This is a genomic window from Dickeya ananatis, from assembly GCF_019464615.1.
Classification (GTDB): domain Bacteria; phylum Pseudomonadota; class Gammaproteobacteria; order Enterobacterales; family Enterobacteriaceae; genus Dickeya; species Dickeya oryzae.
Genome location: NZ_CP040816.1, coordinates 1,994,225 through 2,011,412, shown reverse-complemented (window position 1 = coordinate 2,011,412; position 17,188 = coordinate 1,994,225). Strand labels below are relative to the sequence as shown.

17 protein-coding genes are annotated in these 17,188 nt (G+C 51.1%); 7 read left to right on the top strand and 10 right to left on the bottom strand.

Annotation, left to right across the window (positions count from 1 at the left end):
- Positions 1–101 precede the first annotated feature (101 nt).
- On the top strand, positions 102–743 hold the full coding sequence (locus FGI04_RS08765; RefSeq protein ID WP_016941259.1) for a bifunctional 4-hydroxy-2-oxoglutarate aldolase/2-dehydro-3-deoxy-phosphogluconate aldolase: 642 nt from the start codon (positions 102–104) through the stop codon (positions 741–743).
- 95 nt (positions 744–838) lie between these two features.
- On the opposite strand, the gene purT is transcribed toward FGI04_RS08765, so the two are convergent.
- Complete coding sequence (purT, locus tag FGI04_RS08760; protein ID WP_342700743.1) at positions 839–2,017, bottom strand: formate-dependent phosphoribosylglycinamide formyltransferase; 1,179 nt, start codon at positions 2,015–2,017, stop codon at positions 839–841.
- Positions 2,018–2,294: 277 nt separating this feature from the next.
- Here purT and FGI04_RS08755 point away from each other — a divergent pair, with 277 nt between their 5' ends.
- Positions 2,295–4,340, top strand: a complete 2,046-nt coding sequence (locus tag FGI04_RS08755) for a S9 family peptidase (protein ID WP_407336577.1) — start codon at positions 2,295–2,297, stop codon at positions 4,338–4,340.
- Between the two features lie 543 nt (positions 4,341–4,883).
- On the opposite strand, the gene FGI04_RS08750 is transcribed toward FGI04_RS08755, so the two are convergent.
- Complete coding sequence (locus FGI04_RS08750) at positions 4,884–5,114, bottom strand: DNA polymerase III subunit theta (RefSeq protein ID WP_407273501.1); 231 nt, start codon at positions 5,112–5,114, stop codon at positions 4,884–4,886.
- A 161-nt stretch (positions 5,115–5,275) separates the two neighbouring features.
- Here FGI04_RS08750 and copC point away from each other — a divergent pair, with 161 nt between their 5' ends.
- The 3 genes from copC (at position 5,276) to ftnA (ending at position 7,390) form a co-directional block, all read left to right on the top strand.
- Positions 5,276–5,656, top strand: a complete 381-nt coding sequence (gene copC, locus FGI04_RS08745) for a copper homeostasis periplasmic binding protein CopC (RefSeq protein WP_342700746.1) — start codon at positions 5,276–5,278, stop codon at positions 5,654–5,656.
- An 18-nt stretch (positions 5,657–5,674) separates the two neighbouring features.
- On the top strand, positions 5,675–6,553 hold the full coding sequence (gene copD / locus FGI04_RS08740; RefSeq protein ID WP_342700747.1) for a copper homeostasis membrane protein CopD: 879 nt from the start codon (positions 5,675–5,677) through the stop codon (positions 6,551–6,553).
- A 327-nt stretch (positions 6,554–6,880) separates the two neighbouring features.
- Positions 6,881–7,390, top strand: coding sequence for a non-heme ferritin (gene ftnA / locus FGI04_RS08735; protein WP_248587645.1), 510 nt, complete (start codon positions 6,881–6,883; stop codon positions 7,388–7,390).
- A 208-nt stretch (positions 7,391–7,598) separates the two neighbouring features.
- Here ftnA and FGI04_RS08730 read toward each other — a convergent pair whose 3' ends face one another.
- The 6 genes from FGI04_RS08730 to FGI04_RS08705 all read right to left on the bottom strand — a co-directional run bounded on the left by FGI04_RS08730 (position 7,599) and on the right by FGI04_RS08705 (position 12,430).
- Positions 7,599–8,870, bottom strand: a complete 1,272-nt coding sequence (locus tag FGI04_RS08730; protein WP_407336576.1) for an alanine racemase — start codon at positions 8,868–8,870, stop codon at positions 7,599–7,601.
- Positions 8,871–8,881: 11 nt separating this feature from the next.
- Positions 8,882–9,619, bottom strand: coding sequence for an amino acid ABC transporter ATP-binding protein (locus tag FGI04_RS08725; RefSeq protein ID WP_016941268.1), 738 nt, complete (start codon positions 9,617–9,619; stop codon positions 8,882–8,884).
- Positions 9,616–10,260, bottom strand: a complete 645-nt coding sequence (locus FGI04_RS08720) for an amino acid ABC transporter permease (RefSeq protein WP_407336575.1) — start codon at positions 10,258–10,260, stop codon at positions 9,616–9,618. Before FGI04_RS08720 ends, FGI04_RS08725 begins: the two co-directional genes overlap by 4 nt.
- Positions 10,257–10,997: an amino acid ABC transporter permease gene (locus FGI04_RS08715; RefSeq protein WP_407273497.1), complete on the bottom strand. Its 741-nt coding sequence runs from the start codon at positions 10,995–10,997 to the stop codon at positions 10,257–10,259. The genes FGI04_RS08720 and FGI04_RS08715 overlap by 4 nt, the downstream gene beginning before the upstream one ends.
- Positions 10,998–11,046: 49 nt before the next feature.
- The gene (locus FGI04_RS08710; RefSeq protein WP_016941271.1) at positions 11,047–11,883 is read right to left on the bottom strand and encodes an ABC transporter substrate-binding protein; all 837 of its coding nucleotides are present in this window, start codon (positions 11,881–11,883) and stop codon (positions 11,047–11,049) included.
- A gap of 154 nt (positions 11,884–12,037) precedes the next feature.
- Positions 12,038–12,430 (bottom strand): RidA family protein, encoded by a 393-nt coding sequence (locus FGI04_RS08705; protein WP_016941272.1) that lies wholly within the window; start codon positions 12,428–12,430, stop codon positions 12,038–12,040.
- A 403-nt stretch (positions 12,431–12,833) separates the two neighbouring features.
- Between FGI04_RS08705 and FGI04_RS08700 the strand changes: the two genes are divergently transcribed.
- Positions 12,834–13,586: an IclR family transcriptional regulator gene (locus tag FGI04_RS08700; protein ID WP_342700751.1), complete on the top strand. Its 753-nt coding sequence runs from the start codon at positions 12,834–12,836 to the stop codon at positions 13,584–13,586.
- 1,174 nt (positions 13,587–14,760) lie between these two features.
- Here FGI04_RS08700 and FGI04_RS08695 read toward each other — a convergent pair.
- Positions 14,761–15,099, bottom strand: a complete 339-nt coding sequence (locus tag FGI04_RS08695) for a YebY family protein (protein WP_407321361.1) — start codon at positions 15,097–15,099, stop codon at positions 14,761–14,763.
- A 295-nt stretch (positions 15,100–15,394) separates the two neighbouring features.
- On the opposite strand from FGI04_RS08695, the gene FGI04_RS08690 reads away from it, so the two are divergent.
- Entirely contained in the window at positions 15,395–15,790 is a 396-nt protein-coding gene (locus FGI04_RS08690; protein WP_342700753.1) for a hypothetical protein, read from the top strand.
- Positions 15,791–15,899: 109 nt separating this feature from the next.
- Here the strand turns inward: FGI04_RS08690 and FGI04_RS08685 are convergent, their stop codons facing one another.
- The gene (locus FGI04_RS08685; RefSeq protein WP_033581676.1) at positions 15,900–17,177 is read right to left on the bottom strand and encodes a YeaH/YhbH family protein; all 1,278 of its coding nucleotides are present in this window, start codon (positions 17,175–17,177) and stop codon (positions 15,900–15,902) included.
- Positions 17,178–17,188 lie beyond the last annotated feature (11 nt).

Below are 17,188 nucleotides of genomic sequence, written 5' to 3'. Positions count from 1 at the left end.
GACGGTGCGGTCGGACATCCGTGGGTAACTGCGGATCCCTGTGGCAGGGGCGCGCCAGATATTAATCAATGCCCGTTGGGCATGACTGGAGATTACCCTCGATGAAAAACTGGAAAACCAGTGCGGAACAGATTCTGACAGCCGGTCCGGTTGTTCCTGTTATTGTGATTAACAAACTGGAACACGCGGTACCGATGGCGAAAGCCCTGGTAGCGGGTGGCATTCGTGTCCTGGAGTTGACGTTGCGTACCGACTGCGCGGTAGAGGCTATCCGCCTGATCGCACAGGAAGTGCCGGACGCTATCGTTGGCGCAGGTACCGTTACCAACCCACAGCAGCTGGCGGAAGTGACCGCAGCGGGTGCGCAGTTTGCCATCAGTCCCGGCCTGACCGAACCGTTATTGAAAGCAGCAACAGAAGGCACTATTCCGTTGATCCCTGGGATCAGCACCGTGTCTGAGCTGATGTTGGGTATGGACTACGGATTACGTGAGTTTAAATTCTTCCCGGCTGAAGCGAATGGCGGTGTGAAGGCATTGCAGGCGATTGCCGGTCCGTTTGGCAAAATTCGCTTCTGCCCAACCGGTGGTATCTCACTGAAGAATTATCGTGAATATCTGGCGCTGAAAAGCGTGCTGTGTGTTGGTGGCTCCTGGCTGGTGCCTGCTGACGCGTTGGAAAGCGGTGATTACGACCGTATCACCGCGCTGGCGCGTGAAGCCGTTGCTGGCGCAACAGCCTGATAGCGTTATCCCTTTCTTCATATCAAAAAGCCCGCATTGCGGGCTTTTTTTGCATTCTGAATCGACGGGCTGACAGACTTGCCTTATTGCAGGTCTCAGCCGCTTACACTGACGGCGGATGCGCAGGATTTCGCCAGGTCTACCGCTGTGTCTGTACTGTCGGCTGTCGCCAGCGCGACCCCCATACGGCGGCGCCCGCTGATGTCTGGCTTGCCGAAGAGGCGAATCTGGGTATGCGGTTTCAGAGCCTGTTCCAGACCTTGATAGCGCACATCGCTGCTGGTCAGTTCCGGCAGGATAACCGCCGAAGCGGATGGCCCATACTGGCGGATGGCACCGATCGGCAAGCCGAGAAAAGCGCGGACATGCAAAGCGAACTCGGACAGATCTTGTGAAATAAGCGTCACCATACCGGTATCATGCGGGCGTGGCGAAACTTCACTGAAAATGACGTCATCGCCGCAAATAAACAGCTCCACGCCAAACAAACCGAACCCGCCCAGCGCTTTTACTACGTTGCCGGCAATCTCTTTAGCGCGCGCCAACGCCACGTTGCTCATGTGTTGCGGCTGCCAGGATTCACGGTAATCGCCGTCTTCCTGACGGTGGCCGATAGGGTCACAGAAGTGCAGGCCGTCGGCGGCATGGATGGTCAATAATGTGATTTCGAAATCGAACTTCACCAGACCTTCGACAATCACTTTTCCACCACCGGCTCGGCCGCCTTCCTGAGCGTAGCGCCAGGCGTGATCCAATTGTTCCGGTGAACGGATAAGGCTCTGGCCTTTCCCTGAGGAACTCATGACGGGTTTGACGATGCAGGGAAAACCTAGCTCCTCTGCGGCCTGACGAAATGCCGCTTCGTCGGCGGCAAAGCGATAGCTGGATGTGGGTAACCCCAGCGTTTCCGCTGCCAACCGACGGATACCTTCACGATTCATGGTCAGACGGGTGGCTTCAGCGCAAGGCACAACTCGCTGCCCTTGCTGTTCCAGAGCGACCAGCATATCGGTAGCGATAGCTTCGATCTCCGGCACGATATAGTCCGGGCGTTCCTGTAACACCAGCTGTTTTAATGCGTCGCCGTCCAGCATATTGATGACATGGCTGCGGTGAGCGACTTGCATCGCCGGGGCATCAGCATAGCGATCAACCGCAATCACCTCGATTCCCAAACGCTGACACTCAATCGCTACTTCTTTTCCCAGTTCACCGGAACCTAGCAGCATAACGCGAGTGGCGCCGGGACGCAGGGCTGTTCCCATTGTTAACATAACCTGATACCTGATGGTGTTGTGAAAAGAGGGGGTAAAAACGGGCGGACTATGGCCCGAACGTGGCCGCAGTATAAACGAAAACGTTTGCGTTTGGCATCACTCGCGTACTGGTACGCAAAAGCGAGTGAAAATCCGTGCAGATCTCGGTACGAGCTGGATTCCCCTGCTGATTCATGACAGGCTTTGGGCATTTGCTGTTGCCCCATGGCTGGCGTGCCAGTGTGGGGCAGCGGTAAGGCAGAGTCTGACAAATGAATGGAAAGGAGTGATGTGCATGAGCGCGCCGCAAGCCGAAAAACGCCCGCATAAGATGACAATGCATGGCGATACCCGTATCGATAACTACTATTGGCTGCGGGATGATGAACGCAACAATCCGGATGTGCTGGCCTGGTTACAGCAAGAGAATCGCTATTGCGAACAGGTGATGGCACCTCATGAGGCTCTGCGTCGAACGTTGTACGAGGAGATGGTGGCGCGTATCCCCGGTGAAGATGTCTCGGTGCCTTATGTCAAACGTGGCTACCGCTACCAAAGTCGTTATGAACCCGGCAAAGATTACGCTATCTATCAGCGTCAGGCTGAGCAGGAAACGGGGCCCGATACCTGGCAGGTCTTGCTGGATGGCAATCAACGGGCGGCTGGCAGCGAGTTCTATAGCCTTGGCGCATTGGGGGTGAGCCCGGATAATCGACTGATGAGTGTGGCAGAAGATCTGCTCTCCCGTCGGCAGTATGTGGTGACGTTTCAGGATCTGACCACCGGTGAGTGGCTGGATGATCGGCTGGATAATGTGTCCGCCGGTAGTGAATGGGCGGCAGACTCCCACACCCTCTATTATGTGCGTAAACATCCGCAGACGTTGCTGCCTTATCAGGTGTATCGCCATCGTCTGGGGGATGATCCGCAGCAGGATGAGCTGGTGTATGAAGAAACAGATGACACATTTTATCTCAGCCTGGATAAAACTACCTCCGAGCGCTATATCTTGCTCTATCTGGATAGTACTACCAGTACTGAAATTCTGTTGCTGGATGCGACTGACCCACAGGCAAAACCGCAGGTGTTTTTACCACGACGGGCGGACCACGAGTATGTGATTGACCATTTTCGTGATGATTTTTACGTTCGTTCCAACAAAGACGGCAAAACCTTCGGCTTTTATCGTGCGCATGATGCCAGCGAATCCACATGGCAGCCATTGATCAGCCCACGTACTGACTGTGTGCTGGAAGGGTTTGCACTGTTTGATGGCTGGTACGTAGTTGAAGAACGTGAACGTGGGTTGACCCAGATTCGCTATATTCACTGGCAGACGGCAGCTTCTCGCCAGATTGCGTTTAATGACCCAGCCTACGTGAGCTGGCTGAGTTATAACCCAACGCCCGAGAGCACACAACTGCGGTACGGTTACTCTTCAATGACCACGCCGATGACCATCTATGAACTGGATATGGCAACCGATGTGCAGGTGGTACTCAAACAATCCGCGGTAAAAAATTTTGATGCCGACAATTACCGCAGCGAACGAGTCTGGATAACCGCCCGTGATGGTGAATCGGTACCGGTATCGTTGGTGTATCACAAAGACTGCCAACTGGCGCAAAGTCCATTGCTGGTTTACGGCTATGGTGCTTATGGCAGCAGTATGGATCCAGAGTTCAGTAGCAGTCGTTTAAGCTTGCTGGATCGCGGCTTCGTGTATGCGCTGGCGCATATTCGCGGCGGGGGAGAATTGGGGCAGCAATGGCACGATCAGGGACGGCTATTCAACAAGATGAATACCTTTACCGATTTCATCGATGTCACGCAGGCGTTGCTGGCTCAAGGTTATGGAGACCCGAAAAAAACCTTCGCGATGGGGGGCAGCGCCGGTGGGTTACTGATGGGGGCCGTCATAAACATGGCACCTTCACTGTTTTATGGGGTGGTGGCGCAGGTGCCGTTTGTCGATGTTCTCACGACCATGTTGGATGAGTCCATTCCGCTTACTACTGGCGAATATGATGAATGGGGCAATCCGAATAACGCGGCTGATTACCAGTACATCAAGCAATATAGTCCTTATGACCGAGTCTCGGCGCAGAGTTATCCCCACTTGCTGGTGACGACTGGCCTGCACGACTCACAAGTTCAGTATTGGGAACCGGCCAAATGGGTAGCGAAACTGCGTGAACTGAAAACCGACGAGCATCTGTTGTTGTTACACACCGATATGGGGGCTGGTCATGGTGGTAAATCTGGTCGCTTGGCCCAGTTTGAAGACATTGCCCAAGAATTTACCTTCCTGTTACTGGTGCTTGAAGGTAATGGTGCTTGAAGGCCAGTCACTGCAGGGGTAGCACTCCAGATCGGTGTAGCGACGGAGAAAAACGAGCGGCCAGGAGAGAACTGGAACTGCGATCACCGGGTGTCAGGAGGCAGAGGGTGATCGCAGAATGTTGCCTGACGCGGATGTTACCTGAATAATGCAGCGTTCGGCGAGCAGCCAAACCTAGGCAACGTAGTTAGTTTCAGTTGGTTTCAGGCTGCGGTTGCGCCCGTTTAGCCCGCTTTTCCGCCCGTTTTTGCGCGGCGGTTTTCAGCGGTTTTTTCTTGGCGTTTTTCTTGCTGTCCATTCCTTTACTCATCTTGTGCCTCGCTTGGTAAAAGGTTGGTATGCCTGTTTATTAACCTCCTGTTTGTGAAGAGATGCAAGTGAAAAAGTGCTTTTTTGGCCAGTAGAACGACAGCGAAGAATTGAGCAGACAAGGGCGAGCCGAATAGAGAAGCGACGGCGAAAATCGGTATAGGGTGGGTAATCAGGCGCTATCCGTTGGTATTGGATAGCGTCGTGGTGAACGTGTACTGATGAACGGAGCCGTTATTTACTGTTTGGGTCATACGGTAAGGTGGAGAACTGGTGGGAGATTCCCCGGTAGTAACTGACCCTTTCGCGAAAATAGAGACGCAGATGTGCGGGTTGTTGCTGTTCGATTTCATCCATGATCACCGGCATATTATAGCGTTCGCGAAACGCCACGCCGGATGCCGCCAAATCCACATTGACCTTTTCCATTTCTTCATAGGGCAGGTCGGCCAGATTGTATCCCATGATTGCCTCCTCTGTGTTGCGCCACAAAAGTAAAGCAGAAGTGCGGAATTGGCAAATTCTGTTACTCTCCAGACCCTCGACAAGGCAGTGGGTGGCTCGTATCCTTGCCGTGGTTTTGCGTTAACTGAACGTAACAGGAAACTATTAGAAAGGGTAAGACCATGTTGAAGCGTACATTTTTTCCGGCGATGAAGGCAGTACTGTTCATGGGAAGCCTGCTTATCTCTCAGGCTGCACTGGCGCATGCCCATCTCAAAAGTCAGACTCCGGCGGCAGACACGGTGATTGCGGCACAAACAGCACCGTCTTCTCTGACGCTGCTGTTTTCAGAAGATATCGAGCCTGCGTTTAGTGGTGTGGAATTGACGCTAGCGGGGCAGGCTGTGTCGATAGGCAAGGTGACGGTAGAAAATGATCATCATAATGTAATGGTGGTACCGATTGAAAAGCCGTTAACCAGGGGTAGCTATCAGGTTTCCTGGCATGTGTTGTCTGTCGATGGTCATAAAACGCAGGGAAGCTATCGTTTTGACGTCAAATAATACGGCAGTGATTGGCTGATGCTGCTGGAGGCGGTATACGCTGGATTGCGTATCGGACATTTTTCCAGCCTCATGTTGCTGGTGGGGACAGCCTGTTATTGTCGGTTACTGTCACCCCGTACCTATCGGGCGCAGTTGGCGTCGAGGATGTATGGTGTGATGGTGATCGGCAGCGCTGTAGCCATGTTGACCGCTGTTGGCATTCTGGCGGCTCAGACCGGATTAATGAGCGGTGACTGGCGTAATATCGGTGATGTGAGTACCTGGTATGCCGTACTGGGTACCCGTTTCGGAATGTTGTGGGTCTGGCAGCCGGTGCTGGCGTTAATCACGTGCGCGATGGTGTTCTGGCGCAGCGGTGGGTGGCTCACGGGCATGCTGGTGTCTGGCGTAGCCCAGCTCTGTGGCATGGCGTGGGTAGGTCACGCAGCGATGCTGGAAGGATGGCCCGGGATAGTGCATGGCCTGAGCCAGACGGTGCACTTGCTGTCGGTAACATTTTGGGGCGGCGGGCTTGTGCCTTTACTGCCAGTATTGCGGGATGCGCAGCGGGTGTCGGCACGCGAGGATGCCATCCTGACGATGATGCGCTTTTCTCGTTTCGGTCATTTGGCCGTTGCGCTGGCAATTCTGACCGGTCTGATGAATGCTCGATTGATTCTCGGCTGGCCGCTGCCACCGTTCGGGGTGTATAGCATTTTGCTGACGGTGAAGGTTTTGCTGGTCGCCGCTATGGTGCTGTTGGCGTTGTTCAATCGCTACTGGGTAGTGCCGCGCTTTCAGCTTGCTGGGCATGCTGCTTACGGTTATTTTTTTCGGTTGACGATTGCAGAACTGTCGTTGTCTGTTCTGGTGGTTGGGCTGGTTAGTGTTCTGGCGACATTGTCTCCGGCATGAGTGCACCGGCAGGTGAAGGGGAATATGCTTGTGTCGGGCATATTATGCAGACAAGCATACTGACTTTATTTTTAATAAACCCGGATTTTTAATAACCCCAGATTTTTAATAAGACCAGAGTGTTTAATGAAATCAGGCAATGAAAATAATTATCAAAGCCATTCTCTAATCATACGGAATAATGAAAATTATTCTCATAACTAAATGATAATACATTGAAGTTATAAGGAATTTATTTCAATTTTGTGTTAATGGAATGTTTTAAATCCCACCCTTTACAGGCATAATATGAAAATCAGTCACCTGCCAGTAAAATAAGGAACGGCCATGTTAAAGAAAGAAATGATTCAGAAGCTGAATGAACAGCTTAATCTTGAATTTTACTCCGCCAATTTATATCTGCAGATGAGCGCCTGGTGTGGCGATAAAGGTTTTGAAGGTGCGTCAGTTTTCCTGAAATCACATTCCCGTGAAGAGATGGATCATATGCAACGCCTGTTCGATTATCTGAACGACACCGGCAGCATGCCGCAATTGGGCGCGATTGCCGCACCGCCGATCGAGTTTGATTCGTTGCAGGATGTCTTCAAACTGACCTATGAGCACGAGCAGTTGATTACCCAAAAAATCAATGAACTGGCTCATGCCGCTATGACGTTGCAGGACTATTCCACCTTTAATTTCCTGCAGTGGTATGTGGCGGAACAGCACGAAGAAGAAAAACTATTCAAGTCCATTCTCGACAAGCTGGGTATGGTGAATGCACAGGAAGGTGGCTTGTTCTTTATTGATCAGGATTTGAAAAAAATGGCGGCCTCGGTAACCCCATCTGCCTGATATGAGTCGGGTAATAGTATTTCTATTACCCGTTCCTTTTTTACCCATTCCCCTTGCGATGCTCTTACCAGACTCTCCTCCTACCACGTCAAATCAAATACGCTATAACACCTGTTGTGTTTAAGGTCTTATCGACGTGGTGTTTGTCGTTCAGTCGTTTTCAACCGTCATAATGGTATAACCCATCCGTGGGGCCGAGGTTAGCGTCTTAAAATACGGTTTCCAGTGAATCGGTTACACAATAATGATCATCCACCAATGGCAGGTAGCGCCATTTATCAAATGCCGTACAAGGATGGGAAATGCCGCATCCCACCCAGTCTCCAGGTTGTAACCGTTCTGCGTCTGGCAGACTAAGGTACGCGTGCTGATCGTTCACTTCCGTGATGCGCAATTGTGTCGCCGTGCGGGGGGCACTACCGTTTGCCTGGCGGATCCATAACGGAATAGGTAAATCTTGATCGAATGGCACATCACGCCGTCCAAAATCGAGAAATGCCAGTCCAGGCTCCGGACGCGATAACACGCGTCCCCAGATTTCCAGTGCGGCAGTGAAATGATAGTGGCTACCGGGCTGGGCGAATGGCGCGATACGTGCATAGAGACCGTTGTCATGCGCCATGTAGGCACCGGAGCGGATCAAGGGGATAACCGGTAATGGTAAGCGGGCGCTAGTTAAACAGTCAGTGACCACATCAAACCAGGCCCCGCCACCGGCGCTAAGAATAATACTGTCGCTGCTGAATAAGTGCTTCTCCGCCAGTTGTGTCGCGGTGGCGATCAACATGTCGCAATAGTCTTTCACTCGTGCGATACCGTGAGCATCCCGTCCGGCACCCAATGCCCCTTCATACCCCGATACACCAACCAACTGCAACGATGGGCTTGCCGCGATGGCATCGGCAATCATCACTGCGTCCTGGAGTGATCGACAACCGGTGCGACCGCCGCTGACTGACATCTCCAGCAACACCGAGATACGGCTATGACCAAGGTGCTGTTCCAGCAGCTTTACTCCGTGCAGTGAATCGACGTAGCAGAGAAAACCATGATCGGGGTGCTGTTGTTGCCATTGCGCTATCCAGCGGATACCTGCAGGGTCAACCAATTGATTAGCGAGAAAAACGTTACGAATGCCGAAGTGACGCAGTGCACGCACTTGCGCAGGCGTCGCAGCGCTAATGCCCCACGCGCCACCTTCGGTAATCGCCCGGCGCAAAACAGTCGCAGACATGGATGTCTTACCGTGGGCTGCCAGCATAACGCCCTGCTCGCGGCAGAAAGTCGCCAACTGGCGCAAGTTGTTCTCCAGTGCGGACTGCTTCATCAACATCAACGGAGAGAACACCGTTTCACTGCTCAACACCGGTGTTCCGACAGGTAAGTATTCCGTACCGCTACCGGCAACAGATTTAAAACGCGGTGCGGTGTGCGGCGCATCCAGTAAGCCATCTGCCTGCAGCGGAAAGTGAATCGACATGGCGCCTCCTGTTAATGTTCAAGTACGCGGGATAAAAACTGTTGAGTCCGTGGATTTTGCGGATGCACGAAAATTTGTTCGGGTGAGCCTTGCTCGGCGATTATGCCTTGATCCATAAACACCACACGATCAGCCGTTTTGCGTGCGAAGCCCATTTCGTGGGTTACCACCACCATCGTCATGCCATCACGTGCCAGACTGCGCATGACTTCCATTACTTCGCCGACTAGCTCAGGGTCGAGTGCGGAAGTGGCTTCATCAAAGAACATAATTCTGGGTTCAACAGCCAATGCCCGGGCGATGGCAACCCGCTGCTGTTGCCCACCGGATAACTGCGCAGGATAGTGGTGCGCGCGTTCCGCCAGCCCGACACGTTCCAGTGCCGCCATACCGCGTTTAGTGGCCTCGGCTTCAGACAGTTTTTGAGCCTTTATTAGCGCTAAGGTCACGTTGCCGAGCGCCGTTTTGTGTGGGAAAAGATTAAATTGCTGGAATACCATACCAACATGGCCGCAGATTTCATGGCTGCGGTTGGCATCGTGCAGTGGCACGTCATTGACCCAAATCTCGCCGCTGTCGGCACTTTCCAGGCCGCTCATAATGCGCAATACGGTGCTTTTGCCGGAACCGGACGCGCCAATCAGCACCAAAACTTCACCTGGCGAGACGTCAAGACTGATGGCTTTCAACACCTGGGTGGTGCCAAATGATTTGGAAATACGGCTCAGTGTAATGGCGGATTTGCTCATGATAACTGGCTCCTGGCCTGGTGATGTTGAACCCAACGGGAAAGCGGAAAACAAACAGCGAAATAGAGCAGGGCGACCAGCCCATAAATGATGACCGGCTGGCCGATGCGATCGACAATCGCCTGCCCCTGATGCATCAGCTCTGACATGCCAATCATGCTGACTATTGAGGTATCTTTAATCAGCGACAGGTATTGCCCGGTTAGAGGGGGCAGCACAATGCCACGTGTCTGGGGCAGGATCACACTGAGAAAGGTCTGGCGCTTGGATAAACCTAAAATCCACGACACTTCCCATTGCCCTTTGGGCACCGCTTCAATGCCAGCGCGAAACACTCCCGCGATATAAGCACCTTGATAAATACTCAGCCCCAGGATCCCGGCGGCGAACAAGTTAATGTCGTATCCAAAATACGCTACACCAAAGTAGATAAACATCAGCGTAATGAGTACGGGGGTACCGCGAAACAGCTCGATGTACAACAGGGCGAGTTGTCGGGCGATAGGCAATCGGCTGGTGCGTAGCACCGCTGCCAGCAGGCCAAGCAACGTACTACCAATAATTGCGGCCACCGAGAGCACCAGCGTGGTACCAAGACCGGTTAACAGCAACGGCAGAGCACTGATGATGATGTCGTTCATAGCGCATTCTCCCGTTTCGGCAGCGAATTAATCAGCCATCGTCTTATCAGCCCGGCGGCGGGCTTTTTTACCGGTGTGACCAGCGGCGGGGTAAACAGACGCCGTCCTGCCAGATGGCCTAGCCATGAAAACAGATTGCTGAGCAGTAAATAAATCACCGTCACGATGCTGAAGGTCTGGATATACAGCAATGTGCGGGCGTTGATGACGGTTGCCGTACCCGTCAGCTCCGGCAGGGCAATGGCGGATAACAACGAAGTGCCTAACAGCAATTGGATCAGGTTGTTGATAATAGCGGGCCATACAGCGCGTGTGGCTTGGGGCAGAATCACGTTCAGGAAAATGTGTCGACGCGAAATACCCAAGATCCAGGCAGCTTCCAATTGGCCTTTAGGCACCGATTGAATGCCGGCCCGAAAGGTTTCTGATAAATAGGCACCGACATTAATGCCTAATGCCAGAATCCCTGCTGTTGTTGCACTCATGGTGATGCCGAGTGAGGGCAGGCCGAAGAAAATAATGAAAATTTGTAATAGTACTGGCGTGTTACGAATGAATTCCACATAACAGTGGCTCAGCCAGCGTACCAGCGTCAGCGATGAGGCTTTTGCCAGCGCCGCTAATAGCCCAAGCGCTACCGCCAGTGCAAAAGCCAGCAGGGTGACCTGCAGTGTTAGCCAGGTGGCCGTAAGAAACGTACCACCGTAGTGCCACAGGGTTAGCCATTGATAATTCATGGGTCTACTCCTTTGAGTGGCGCAACAGTGGATGTTGCGCCACGCGCGGTCAATATTGTGGGTTCAGTGGGTAGCGGGGTTTACTGCCAAACCATTTCTGATATAGCGCGGCGTTTTGGCCGGACGCATTAATCTCAAACAGGAATTCATTCAGGTAATTCAGCCAGACCTGATCGCCTTGCTTCACGCCGAATGCGTTGTATTCCAGCGGAACCAATGCTTCATTGGTGACCGTCAGTGTCGAGTCGAGCTTGCTTTGATAGGCGAGGAAATTATTATCTTCGATCATCGCATCAGCCTGACCTTGTTTTACCGCCAGAATGGCCGCCTGGGATGAGTCGTATTCCTGAATCTTGACATCGATACCGAGATTACGCACTTCGTCGCCGTTTGTTGACCCTTTCACTGTGGCGATGGTTTTGCCAGCCATATCATGAGCGGACTGAATACCGCTGTTCTTACGCACCAGCATGGCTTCGCTTGCCACGACATACGGGGCGGTGAAACTGATTTCTTTGGCTCGCTCCAGGTTGCGGGTGAAGTTACAAAACACGACATCCACTTTATTGGTCTGCAGGTTAGGAATGCGGTTCGCACTGGTGGTGTTGACCATCTCCAGCTTGACACCCATCGCTTTTGCCAGTGCTTTGGCCAAATCCACATCGTACCCATCAGGATTACCCGCCTGGTCATAAAAGCCGAATGGCGCAAAGCTCAGACAATCACCGACGCGTAGCGTCCCGCGTTGCAAAACGGTTTGAAGGGCAGACTGCGGTGCAGCGTTGTCAGCCTTCTTCTCATCGGTAGGCGTGCAGCCTGCCAGGGTCAACAACACCAGCGCGCTGGCAAAGAGCCTGGTGTTTATTTTTAGCGATGTTGTATTCATTTTATGCTCTCTTATTGAATGGAGATGATATGAAAACCGTTATTTTGCAGAAAAGTGGAAAACGCTTATTAATAACAGGCTACCCTGGTTTTGACACATAAAATGAAAATAATTAGCCTGTTTTCAGCGTGGACTTAATTACTTGCGAACAGCATTACTTGCGATCGGCACGAAAGCATTTCATATCCACTTCCACTTTGCAGTCGACGACCAAATCCTGCACGCTACAAATCCGTGCAGGAGGATGGCCGTTAAATATTTCACTGAATACTTTATTAAATGAACTGAAGTAACGGGCATCGGTTAATACTGCTGTTACGTGGACGACATCTTCCACACGGTAACCCGCTTCACGCATGATAGTCAGGCAATTATCGAACGCTAACTGCGTTTGCTCGATGATGCCACCTTCCACCACTTCGCCATTGCGCATGGGTGTTTGACCGGAGATATACAGCCATCCATCGGCTTCGACGGCCCGTGCGAATGGCAGTTTTTGCCCGCCAGTCCCCGTCCCACCCTCAATGCCGTAGCGTTTGATCGTCATGCCACCTGCTCCTTATTCGTGATAACTCAGGTATTGTGTTGTTTGTATCTTTGTCCAATATACCAGACTTAAATCTGCAATACCGGATAGCGCAAGATTTGCACAGGATTTTTATTTTTGCAATATAGGGATCCGTATTTAATTTTTAATCCTGCCGACGGGATCTCAAAAATAAGAGAAACGAATATCAGTTTTAGGGATAAAAACATCGGCTGTATTGATATTTTTAACCCTGTCATTATTTATTGCGCCAATATGGGGCACTAAAATAGAGCGCGGGTATTATCGGTATCCAGAGTAAAAAATTATTTTATCGAGATGGGTTAACGAGGGCTGGCAGTGTATGATGCTTTCTTTTTTCAGCGTATTTATCATTGCATGATTGCAACAGGAGAATGTGCCTATGTCTGACGAGAAAACGTCACGGGCGCGCGGTGTGGACCGGGTCGTCGAGATTTTTCGCCAACTGCATATTTCCAGAAAACCCATGGCCATGCGTGATTTGATTGACGCGACAGGAGCTCCCCGTTCCAGTGTTTATGAACTGGTGAACCTGCTCAGTGAGGCTGGTTTGCTGGAGCTGGATGCTGATGGTGCCGTGTTCTTTGGGCGTGAGATGCACTACTATGGTGCGGACTACATGGCGCACAATGATTTGATTCGTCGGGCGCACCAGCTCATGGTGGAACTCGTTGCGCGTCATGGTGAAACCGTGCAGCTCTGCATGCTGGAAGGTAATAAATACACCGTAGTGCTATCGGAAAGTAACGCGCATCCCTTCAAGATAACCTCGGATATCGGTGTACGCGTTCCCATTCCGTGGACGGCGACTGGACGGTTGCTACTGAGCAATTGGTCAGACAGTGCCATTCTTGAGTTGATCCCTGAAGAGGATTATCGCCTGGCGAATGGAACCGTTCTGGATAAACAGGCGTTCCTTGATGATATTCATCGGGCTGGGCTGCAAGGGTATTGCCAGACGGAAGGGTTATCGGAAAGTTTTACCTGTTGCATGGCCGCACCGATTCGCTCACGTAGTGGGCAGGCGGTAGCGGCTGTCTGCTTTATGATTAGCCGTGATACACCGCAAGATCGCCGTAAAATGTTATTGGAAGAGTTGATTGTTTCCGGGCAGAAGCTATCTGATTTCACCTGATATGATTTACTGGGATGAGGTAGTTATGGCGTAGTGGTAATCTCCGCGTGTGGGAAGAGTGAGTACTATTACTGCAGGCATTCATTAAATGCCTGCAGTAAAATAGTAGCTCTATAGCTTGATATTGTAATAATAAAAAATAGCGAAAAATCAGCCTGTGTCTGGTTCACTTAGCTATGTGTTCATGTATCAGTTAGCTGTATCGGTGTGGAATTCAGACTAATAGTAATATTGTGGTTATGTATTTTTAGTTTATCACTAAACATATTTTTCCTGAATACTGTTGTTGAGAAGTTTTTATTTCTGCTGTGTATACTCGTCTTGTTTGGAAATGGGTATGAAATACCCCCCCCCCCCCGAAAGTTGGACATCCAACAAGTAAGGGAAGCGCGTCAATCGGCAATAAATTACATCTTACGATCGGTTATAGCGATCAATTCTGAATAATTGATCTATAAAAACGTCTATAAAACAATCTATTTAGGTGCCATTATGATTACGCTTAAAACGCTAATTGAAACGCCAGGGAAGCGGCCCACTGAGTAATCAGTGGGTTTTTAGCGGCCCCATACCGTATGGCGCTCATTTCATCGAGCAGTCGACCATGGTTTCACACGGTTCTGTATGCAATGGTATGGCGATACCAGGTAATACTTTGACTGCCAGATGCCAATATCCTCAAAAACCGCATAAGCCCCATGCGGACATTCGGTTAGCATTTCGTTATTTTCGAGTACACAAATTATATTTCCATGGTGGCCGATAGTTCTCATTTTTTATTACATCCTTGTTATTTAAAGGTCTATTCTGCGGCAGATAATAGTGATTATCTAGCTAATTGCAATTTACACCGGGTACGGGTTTTCGGACAAATTTCGGACATTGTCGGACATTGAAAAATAAACCAATACATATCAATGAGTTAAAAAAAGACCGAACACGATTCCTGTGCCCGGTCTAGGGAAATGGCTCTTGGGAGAGAGCCGTGCGCTAAAAGTTGGCATTTGTTGCAAGTTGCATCACAACCTGCTCTTTAAGCGTAGACGACCCCTCTCTGTTTTCCAGTCTGGCACGCGCTTTGGCGGTCAATTCCGAAACAATCTGTACACTTTGTGACAACCAACGCAAACCTGCATATTGACGATCCACTCGCTTTTCTGTCGTGCTATATGTGCTACTGGCAGAGGCGTTGTGCCCGGTCAATAAAGGGTTGCAGACTCATTTTTTGCCCCGGATTTTTCGGGTCATCCAGAAGGATGGTTTCCAACGGGCTGGCGTTTACCTTACCTGTGCTGACTTGTTCACGAGCGATGTCGTTAAGCGGATACTGTACCAGCGTGCTGGGGTTAATCACGTACGTCGCGTGGTCAGCCCGGCAGATCAACTGAACCTCTTCACGGTTAAATGCCCAATTTGCGCCATATTCCAGCTTACTTAAATTTGCCAATTGCGGTGCGGCTAATGCCTGCGCCGACAGGACCGAGATAATCAGTGGCAGTACTACTTTTTTCATCGTGATATTCCATGTAAAGCGCACCCTGACCGGAGGTCACCTCAGGCATACTGTCGGGTGCTGGATTCGCTATGGTTAAGGCGTGAGATAAACCAGTATGACTGAAACCGCGATCATAACGGCCTGCTTTGATGAAGTCGAGCTAGCGGCGTAGCGAATGCAACTGATGCGAAGGTAAGCGCCAGGTTGCTCAAGATTAAGGATAAAATGTGGAGACCGAGTAGCGGTTAAGGTGCCGTTGAGGTCACTCCTGAGATGTTGCAATGGGAAACAACCATCAACGGGATTACACATAATGAAAAAAATCATTGCCGCGGCGGCGCTGTCGGTCGTGTTGGTTGGCTGTGCGAATCAGTCAGCATCTATGCGGATGGCCGCTGAAACGGCGGATTATGGAACATTACCGGCAGATTACAAAAAACAGATTTACAGATATTGCAGCTTTGCGCTGAAAGACCCGTATAGCGCGCATTATTCGTTCATGACGCCATACAAAGGTTATTTGGAAAATGATTCATTCACATCAAAGAATAAAGTCACATTTGGCTGGGTGGTCCCGGTGGTGATCAATGCGAAGAATGGGTTCGGTGCCTATATGGGAAAACATAAAATGTTGTTTGTGTTCTCTGAGGGGAAAATTAAAGACTCTTCATTTAACAAATCGTTCGGCAAGGTGGTACCGGTTATTTAAGTTTTTTCTGGGTTGGTGAAATATCAGGCCGTACAGCAGCAAAGGGTAAGGGAAGAAAAAGGTAAGTGAAAACGGCCAGCGTGTAACACGCTGGCTGGTGTAGGTCTGGTTAATTGTTGACGGTTTGTTTGTGAAAGATTTCGCGAAAGACGGGATAAATATCGTCCTGATCGCGAATATGCTGCATGGCAAAATTATCAAAACTCTCCCGCAGCACTTCATATTCCCGCCACAGCGTTTGGTGCGAGCGGCGGGTTATCTCTATATAGCTGTAGTAACGTACCACCGGCAGCAGGCGGGTGGCCAGTAACTCACGACAGAGCGGCGAATCGTCCGCCCAGTTATCGCCATCGGAGGCCTGCGCGGCATAAATATTCCACTGCGCGGGGTTATAACGTTCTTTGACGACATCCTCCATTAATTTCAGGGCGCTGGAGACAATCGTGCCACCGGTTTCCTGAGAGTAGAAGAATTCCTGCTCATCCACTTCCTTGGCCTGTGTATGGTGGCGGATGTACACCACCTCTACATTTTTGTAGGTTCGACTCAGGAACAGATACAACAGGATGTAAAAACGTTTGGCGATGTCCTTGGTGGCCTGGTCCATAGAACCAGAGACATCCATCAGACAGAACATCACCGCCTGGCTCGACGGTTCCGGTCGGCGTTCGTAATTCTTGTAACGCAGATCGAAGGTGTCGATAAACGGCACACTGGCAATACGCTGGCGTAACTCGGCGATTTCCTGACGCAGCCGCTCCTCCTCCAGTAGCTGAGCCGGTTCCGTGTTTTCCAGCAATGCCAGGTCTTCCTCTCGCTGGTGAAGCTCGCGCCGTTTACCGGCGGTCATCGCCATGCGTCGAGCCAGCGAGTTTTGCAGTGAGCGCACAACACTGATATTGGCGGGGACACCATTGGCGGTATACCCTGCACGATGGGTTTTGTACTCGTTCAGTTGCCGATGCTCGGTTTTTTTCAGGTTCGGTAGCGCCAGATCTTCGAACAGTAGGTCAAGATATTCATCTTTGGATATCTGGAACACGAAATCATCCTGACCTTCACCGTCCTGCCCGGCATCCCCCTGGCCTGAGCCGCTACCGCCGCCGCCACCCTGAGGGCGCTCGATCTTGTCGTTCTCGACAAAGTGATCGTTACCGGGGTGCACCCGGTGACGAACCCCGCCACGCCCCTGATGGAACATCGGTTCACTGATATCCGCGTTGGGGATCGAGATAGACTCCCCATTTTCCACGTCGGTGACCGAACGCTTGTTGATGGCCCCGGCAATCGACTGCTTTATTTGCGACTTGTAACGGCGCAAAAAACGCTGGCGGTTAACCGCGCTTTTGTTCTTGCCGTTCAAGCGCCGATCAATGAAATAGGCCATGTTTCCCCCAA

Bases quoted from the DNA above. Each gene is read 5' to 3' on its own strand.
- FGI04_RS08765 (WP_016941259.1), top strand. From the start codon at position 102: ATGAAAAACTGGAAAACCAGTGCGGAACAGATTCTGACAGCCGGTCCG.
- purT (WP_342700743.1), bottom strand. From the start codon at position 2,017: ATGTTAACAATGGGAACAGCCCTGCGTCCCGGCGCCACTCGCGTTATG.
- FGI04_RS08755 (WP_407336577.1), top strand. From the start codon at position 2,295: ATGAGCGCGCCGCAAGCCGAAAAACGCCCGCATAAGATGACAATGCAT.
- FGI04_RS08750 (WP_407273501.1), bottom strand. From the start codon at position 5,114: ATGGGATACAATCTGGCCGACCTGCCCTATGAAGAAATGGAAAAGGTC.
- copC (WP_342700746.1), top strand. From the start codon at position 5,276: ATGTTGAAGCGTACATTTTTTCCGGCGATGAAGGCAGTACTGTTCATG.
- copD (WP_342700747.1), top strand. From the start codon at position 5,675: ATGCTGCTGGAGGCGGTATACGCTGGATTGCGTATCGGACATTTTTCC.
- ftnA (WP_248587645.1), top strand. From the start codon at position 6,881: ATGTTAAAGAAAGAAATGATTCAGAAGCTGAATGAACAGCTTAATCTT.
- FGI04_RS08730 (WP_407336576.1), bottom strand. From the start codon at position 8,870: ATGTCGATTCACTTTCCGCTGCAGGCAGATGGCTTACTGGATGCGCCG.
- FGI04_RS08725 (WP_016941268.1), bottom strand. From the start codon at position 9,619: ATGAGCAAATCCGCCATTACACTGAGCCGTATTTCCAAATCATTTGGC.
- FGI04_RS08720 (WP_407336575.1), bottom strand. From the start codon at position 10,260: ATGAACGACATCATCATCAGTGCTCTGCCGTTGCTGTTAACCGGTCTT.
- FGI04_RS08715 (WP_407273497.1), bottom strand. From the start codon at position 10,997: ATGAATTATCAATGGCTAACCCTGTGGCACTACGGTGGTACGTTTCTT.
- FGI04_RS08710 (WP_016941271.1), bottom strand. From the start codon at position 11,883: ATGAATACAACATCGCTAAAAATAAACACCAGGCTCTTTGCCAGCGCG.
- FGI04_RS08705 (WP_016941272.1), bottom strand. From the start codon at position 12,430: ATGACGATCAAACGCTACGGCATTGAGGGTGGGACGGGGACTGGCGGG.
- FGI04_RS08700 (WP_342700751.1), top strand. From the start codon at position 12,834: ATGTCTGACGAGAAAACGTCACGGGCGCGCGGTGTGGACCGGGTCGTC.
- FGI04_RS08695 (WP_407321361.1), bottom strand. From the start codon at position 15,099: ATGAAAAAAGTAGTACTGCCACTGATTATCTCGGTCCTGTCGGCGCAG.
- FGI04_RS08690 (WP_342700753.1), top strand. From the start codon at position 15,395: ATGAAAAAAATCATTGCCGCGGCGGCGCTGTCGGTCGTGTTGGTTGGC.
- FGI04_RS08685 (WP_033581676.1), bottom strand. From the start codon at position 17,177: ATGGCCTATTTCATTGATCGGCGCTTGAACGGCAAGAACAAAAGCGCG.